Source organism: Stenotrophomonas sp. HMWF003 (genome assembly GCF_003061285.1).
GTDB classification, from domain to species: domain Bacteria; phylum Pseudomonadota; class Gammaproteobacteria; order Xanthomonadales; family Xanthomonadaceae; genus Stenotrophomonas; species Stenotrophomonas maltophilia_AP.
This window is the reverse complement of the sequence record NZ_QAIW01000104.1, coordinates 1-6,088: the sequence shown is the minus strand read 5'-3', so window position 1 is coordinate 6,088 and position 6,088 is coordinate 1. Positions and strand designations below refer to the sequence as shown.

The following is a 6,088-nucleotide window of genomic DNA, read 5'->3' as shown; positions in this document are numbered from 1 at the left end:
CCCGCCGCTCCCGACAGCGAGTCTGACGAGTGTCTCCAATGTTTGTGGCAGGTACGGTTGTTCGGACAAGTCGAGACGAGCACCAAGGCGTGCGAGCGTTTCCAAGGTTTGCGGGAGCGGACCCATTGCCACGACCTCCTGTGATGGTTGTTGAGCACCCAACTACCTAACCCACGGACCCAGGGGTCCGGTTATTCACCTTGCCCATAAAGCACAGTATGGTGGGCTTCCCTCTGGATACCGCTCAATCTTAGGGCGGGTGGGTCCGCCTAACAAGCTTGGACCCAGAGACGATGCCGGAGAGCTCGCGGGCCCAAAATGGGCCCCAACTGGATGTCCGCTTTGGGTCGAAAGCCGATATTGTCACGGACCTAACGAGTCCTTCCCAGCGGGGTGTCCGCTTTCGGCCAGTAGCGGAAAATCACCCCTTCAACTGAGCGGCGGCTTGAACGTCCGCTCTGAATGAATCATCTAGCGATGTACTTCACCGCAACCCCTACTTCAGGCCCATCAATCCTGCAAAAGATTGTGCGTTATTAGATGGCTGCCCTTGACCGCGGTTTATCACGCCCCTTACGGAAACGTCATTTACTATGGATATTATTGACTTGGGACGGCCGCTGACTTTTCTTTCGTTGAGCAGGCTGGGATTTTTGGATCGCGCAATCCAGATCATTAACGTCTCTAGGCTATCTATTCTGGAGATGGCTTTCTTGCTATCTGCCGAAACAAAGGTTATGGATGGCTTCCCTTGCCGGCCAAACATTGCTGCAGAGTACTTTCGTAGCTTATCTCGAGTTATTGATTCCGCGCAAAGCGCTTGTTTGACTGCCATTCCCACATACCAAGGAACAGGGTTGCCGCCGCCATTACTCAAGGCGAACACATAGATTCCGTAGCCATTTCCTGAAGCGCTGCTGTAGATCTGATTGATCGAATTCCCGGTTAGCGTGCGGATCAGTCCATGCGTATTTGGAATATCCTCTGTCTTAAGCTCTATCCGCTTCTGAACTGTAAACTCAGCGATCATGATCTAGTCCTGTGATGCACCGGAATGATATTGGGTCTATCAGGTAAAGCCTGGATCAAGCCGCTCCGCGAAACAGTGTCGGGCGGAATGCACTGTTAGACGACACGATAGACATCGGTCTGCTTGTTGTATTCGGCCTTCCCCGCCGCGACAAGGCGTTCCCAAGCCTTCGTGGCATCGGGCGTGCGCCAGTAATTTCCGCACGTGGACATGGCCGGACTGGAGCGGAGCTCAGTAGATAGATAACCCGCCGCAAATGGGACGATGGCGTCTGGAATTCCAAGCCCTCCATACACTCCATGAGCATTCATCATCATCACCATATGAGCACCATCGTCCAATGGCTTCAGAATGAACTCAAAGGACTCACCTGGCATGGATTCGTGGGTTACAAAAAAGCGAGGATAACCTTCGAAACTAGTTTGGATGCGGAGGTCGAACTCACGCTCGATACTGTCTTTGCCGATGCAGATCAATTTCATGTCTTCTAACATCCTATGTCGTTAAGTCCTTAGCCAAGATGCCGCCGAGCGCAATCTATGAGCTACAGTGCCCGCGTGTTCAAGCACCATAGGACAGTGCCAGCTAGTTTAACAAGGCCTTCGTCGCAAAAATAAGCTTTTGCAACAGGGGACGATGGTCTCGAATAGCTGTCGGTACCGGAAGCTTGGCACGGCACGGGCGACGCGTTCGTGTGGTTGAGAAGAGGAGTGGCATGCTTCCACTGTGCAGTACTGCTTTTGGATAGCTCCGGTCGCGTTACTGCGTTCTCAGCTCCCAGAGCGAATCAGGTACGTCAGTCAGTAGCGGAGCTCGCTGATTCTCCATAGCAGCGGCGCGAAATATCGGGATTTTGAATAACCTAACCTGCGCAGTACGGTTGCTCCGCAAAGGAGAACCCTCATGCCCATCAAGAGATTCGGCTTAGCTATCCTGTCGTCCACCCAATCGCTATCTGTCGGCACCTTCGGCAACGCCGAGATCTCTGCCACGATCCTGTGGGTTGCATCCGGTCATTGGCCAGAGCGCATCAACACAACATCTGTGCGCGGCACCTCCACGGCTACTACTGATCCGCGCACCCACAGGCCAGTCATCACCCCCACCTCTCCAAACCCCCAACTCCAGTTCACCGCATCGTTCGCACCAGCTGCGACCCCCTGCGAGCTTCATCCCACTTCCGCACATCCATCGCACTCCACTTCGCATCATCGCGAATGCTGCCCGCCTGTCCGGTTGACCCTCTGCATACCCGAACGCATGGTGCACGCATGAACACACTCACGCGCATTGCCCTGCTTGGCGACGTGGCCAGCATCCGCCAGGGCCACCCCTTTCGCGGTGCCATTGCCGCGGTGCCGGAGGGCCCGGTGCAGGTCATTCAACTCAAGAATCTTGCCCTGGATGGGCTGCAGGAACGTGACCACCTGCTGCGCACCGCGCTGCGGGCGCGCAAGCCGCCCGACTGGGTGCAGGATCAGGATGTTCTGATCGCCGGGCGCGGCAATCACCCGCTGGCGATGCTGCTGCACAACCCGCCAGAATCCACGGTGTGCAGCCCGCACCTGTATGTGCTGCGGGTGTGCACGCCCGATCTGCTGCCGGCCTTTTTGGCGTGGCAGTTGAACCAGCGCGCGGCACAGGCGTACCTGCGCCAGCAGGCGGCCGGGTCGCGCCAGCAGAGCCTGCGCAAAACAGCGGTGGCGCAGTTGCCGGTGCACGTGCCGCCGGTAGCGCAGCAGCGGCGCATTGTGGGCATTGCCAGTGCGGCGCAGGCCGAACAGCGCTGCCTGGAAGCGCTGATCCACATTCGCCAACAGGAGATTGCCGTGGTGGCCGAGCAGGTGTTGCAGGGGAGTGGCGTATGAAGATGATGGCGGGCCTGCCCGGTGCACATGCCACGCACGCCGCGCTGAGCGCCGCGCGCGAGCCCCTCAACGACGCCGCCGATACCAATGCGGCCACCTACCTGCTGTTGGCGCTGTTGCTGCTCAAGATTGCCAGCGACACCGACGCTGCCGCGCAGGACCCGGATCAAACCTACGGCGCGCCGCTGCACTGGCCGCCCACCGCACCCGGGGCGCAGCTGCTGGTAGTGCCGCCCGAGGCGCGCTTTGAGCTGCTGTTCCGCCAGCGCTTCGCCCCGGGCAACGACCGCCGCATCACCACCGCATTGCAGCAGCTCACCCAGGCCAACCGCGCCACCTTGGCCGAGGTGTTCGACGTGCTGCGCCTGCACGATGGCTGGCCGCGCGATGCCGAGCACCGCGATGTGACGCTGTCGCGCGTGCTGGGCCGGATGACGGTGCCAGCGCTGGACTTCCGCCCCCTGCGCGGCACCTACCGGGCCGACATCGGGCAGGCAGTGGACCGCCTGCTGGAGCGCAGCCAGCCCCGCCGCAGCCCCGCACCCGTGGCCCATGTGCCCGACCCGCTGGGCTGGCTGATGGCCGGGCTGATGGACCCACGCGAAGACGAAACCATCTGCGATGTGGCCTGCCACCACGGCAGCCTGTTGCTGGCCGCCAGCCGCTGGGCGCGCACCACCCACGGCGCGCGCCGGCACCAGTTGCTGGGGCAGGAAGAGCACGACACCGCCTGGGCCTGCGCACGGCTGCGCCTGCTGCTGCATGGGGAAGACAACCACGCGGTGCATGCGGGCACCCCGCTGCTGCACGACGCCCTGGTGGACGCCACGGGACAGTTGCGGCGCTTCCACGTGCAGCTCACTCGTCCGCCGTTTGCGCTGGCGTGGTCGCCCGAGCGCGGCATCCGCGATACGCACCAGCGCTTTGTGCATGGCATGCCGACGCGCCAGTGGGGCCATCTGGCCCTGTTGCAGCACATGCTGAGAACGATGGACCGGCACACCGGGCGCATTGCGATGGTGGCGCCGCACGGGGTCCTGTTCCGCGATGGCGAGGAGGCGTTGATTCGCCGCAGCCTGCTGGACGCCAACCTGATTGATGCGGTGATCGGGCTGCCCGACCGGCTGTTTGCAGGCAGCCCGGTGGCGACCGCGCTGCTGGTGCTGCGCGCGATGCGCAATGACGAGAACGTGCTGTTTGTGGACGCGCGCCAGCTGCAACCGGCCACCAAGCGTGGGCCCCGGCTGGACCAGGCCGCCGCCGAGCAGGTGCTGGCGCTGTGCCGCCGCCGCGAGGACGTGGCCGGTGTGGCCTGCTTGGCTACACCGCAGATGCTGGCGTTGCAGGGCAGCAACCTGAGCATTGCGCGTTATGTGCAGCCGGGCGAGCACGACCAAGTGCCCACGCTGGAGGCGCTGCGTGGGCAACGTGCACGGCTGCGTTCGCGCTTGGGTGCGTTGGAGCAGGCGCTGGATGGCGACCTGGCGGAACTGGAAGAGCGGCCGGCGAAAGCGGGCTGACACGTCGGCGCGTGTTGGGTTGATCGGCACACGCTATCTGCTTGCTTCGGTGCATTGAAACTGTTCACCGCACCGTGCAGCGCACGTGCAGGAAACGGAATGGTGCACACGGTGTGGCACGGTTTGGCTGCGCCAGACTGCGGGCATGCGCTATCGAACCTTCCGCTTCGCCCCGCCGCTGTGCCGTTTACCACTGCAAGGCACGCTGTCATGAGCCGCGCTCCGGTGCGCGGCGTAGTCACCCGCTCCACATTGGGCTGGTTGCAACGCCTGGGCTGGCAATACCTTGCACCGAACAGGCGCTGCTCCCTGCGCGGCGACGACGGCAGCGCGCTGCTGGAAGGGCGTTTGCGGCAGTACCTGCACCAGCTGCGCTTTGAAGCGTATGGCGAGCACTGGCCGCTGGATGCCGAGGGCATTGCGCAGGTGCTGGCGGCGGTAACGCAGGGGCCGCTGCGGCGCGGCTCACAGGCAGGCGCCGACGCCCTGCTGGTCGCGCTGCGCAACGGGGTATGCGTAGCGCAGCGGCTGCCGGATGGACGCACGGTGCGGGCCACGGTGCCGCTGGTGGACTGGGCCGAGCCGCTGAACAACCAATGGGACATCGCCAGCGCGCGTGGCGAGGGCCAGATGCTGCTGGATGCGGCGCCGCGCATTGACGTGCTGGTGGGCTACGTCAACGGCCTGCCCTTGCTGCGGTTGCTGTGCGTGGAACGCGATGGGCAGGGGCGCTGGGGCCGGGATGACGCGGCCATTGCCCTGCACGGCCAGCAGATGCGGGCCAGCGGCAGTGCGTGCCGCCCGCCGTTGCTGCTGGCATTGGACCGGCGCGGTGGGCGCTATTCGTGCAGCGGCACGCCGGCCAATGGCTGGGTGCGATGGCGCGAGCACGATTGGAGCGCGGATGCCGTGCAGCAGCTGCGTGGCACCGTGCCAATGCCCCGAACCGGGGCTGCCGCAACCAACGGACGCTGGCTGCGCGCAGTACATGCGCCTTTGCTGGCCGGTGTGGCGGCGCCGGCCAGGGTGCTGGCGCTGCTGCGGGGCTTCATGCACACCGGTGCCGACGGCCAGCCGCGTATTGCGCGGGCGGCGCAGTTCTTCGCGGTGCAGACGGGACTGGCGCAGTTGCGGCGCGTTGACGCGGAGGGGTGCCGGGGCCGTGGGCACCTGCGGCTGGCAGCCGGCGCCGGCATGGCACTTACGTGGCACTGGCTGGTGCAGCACGTACAGCGCGATCCGTGGCTGCGCCATTGCCGGGTGTTGCTGGTGCAGCAGCGCCCTGCGGTGACGCCCCTGCCGGCTACGCGGGGCGAGCCGGCCTTGTCGCCCGGGCGACGGCTGGCGGCCTTCATGGCCGACGGGCGCGGCTGCACCCTGCAGACCACACCGGGCACGCTGCAGGCTTGGCTGCGCCGCCGCGACGCCGGGCATGACGGTGACGACCTGATTGTGCTGGTAGATGCACACCTGCAGGCCGGCCAACCGGCGTGGGTGGAACGCGCGCGCGAACGGCTGCCGCGCGCGGGGTGGTTGTGGCTGGGCAGCGGGCCGCTGGCGGAGGGGGTGTCGAGCGCTGCGTGCGACCCGCTGCTGTTTGCATGCAGCACAGCCGACGCCATCGCCGATGGCCTGGTGGTGCCGGTGTACCACCACGCGCTGCAACCCAC

General features: G+C 64.3%; 5 protein-coding genes. 3 read left to right on the top strand and 2 right to left on the bottom strand.

Going from position 1 to position 6,088, the window contains the following annotated elements:
- Positions 1–496: 496 nt before the first annotated feature.
- The gene (locus DBR34_RS04215) at positions 497–1,030 is read right to left on the bottom strand and encodes a hypothetical protein (RefSeq protein ID WP_128095838.1); all 534 of its coding nucleotides are present in this window, start codon (positions 1,028–1,030) and stop codon (positions 497–499) included.
- A gap of 95 nt (positions 1,031–1,125) precedes the next feature.
- Positions 1,126–1,512 carry a hypothetical protein gene (locus DBR34_RS04210; RefSeq protein WP_128095837.1) on the bottom strand — a complete coding sequence of 129 codons (387 nt, stop codon included), beginning with the start codon at positions 1,510–1,512 and terminating at the stop codon, positions 1,126–1,128.
- A gap of 789 nt (positions 1,513–2,301) precedes the next feature.
- Between DBR34_RS04210 and DBR34_RS04205 the strand changes: the two genes are divergently transcribed.
- The 3 genes from DBR34_RS04205 to DBR34_RS04195 form a co-directional block, all read left to right on the top strand.
- Positions 2,302–2,898 carry a restriction endonuclease subunit S gene (locus DBR34_RS04205; RefSeq protein ID WP_128095836.1) on the top strand — a complete coding sequence of 199 codons (597 nt, stop codon included), beginning with the start codon at positions 2,302–2,304 and terminating at the stop codon, positions 2,896–2,898.
- Positions 2,895–4,418, top strand: coding sequence for an N-6 DNA methylase (locus DBR34_RS04200; protein ID WP_128095835.1), 1,524 nt, complete (start codon positions 2,895–2,897; stop codon positions 4,416–4,418). Before DBR34_RS04205 ends, DBR34_RS04200 begins: the two co-directional genes overlap by 4 nt.
- A 210-nt stretch (positions 4,419–4,628) precedes the next feature.
- On the top strand, positions 4,629–6,088 hold a 1,460-nt coding region (locus DBR34_RS04195), incomplete at its 3' end, for a type I restriction endonuclease (RefSeq protein WP_181393892.1).